The organism is Pseudomonas sp. HY13-MNA-CIBAN-0226, assembly GCF_040310305.1.
In the GTDB taxonomy this organism is placed as follows: Bacteria; Pseudomonadota; Gammaproteobacteria; order Pseudomonadales; family Pseudomonadaceae; genus Aquipseudomonas; species Aquipseudomonas gregormendelii.
On sequence record NZ_JBEOPS010000312.1, the window covers coordinates 1 to 266 of the forward strand.

The 266-nt window shown below is 51.5% G+C and carries 1 protein-coding gene; it reads left to right on the top strand.

Going from position 1 to position 266, the window contains the following annotated elements:
- The coding region (locus AAEZ05_RS28895) for an NAD(P)-binding domain-containing protein (protein WP_350650033.1) at positions 1–266 on the top strand (266 nt) is incomplete at both ends.

Below are 266 nucleotides of genomic sequence, written 5' to 3' on the forward strand. Positions count from 1 at the left end.
ATGCACAAGTCGTCATTAGCATGTTGCCTGCGGGCAAGCACGTCCATTCTGTCTATTTAGGTAATGATGGAGATAATGGGGCCGAAGGCCTACTGGCAGAATTGCCCAAGGGTACGTTGGTCATCGATAGCAGTACCATCGCGGCAGCTGATGCAAGATTGGTAGCAGAAGCAGCAAGTAAGCTTGGTATAGACTTCTTAGATGCGCCAGTCTCTGGCGGTACAGGCGGCGCCATCGCTGGTAGTTTAACGTTCATCGTTGGTGGT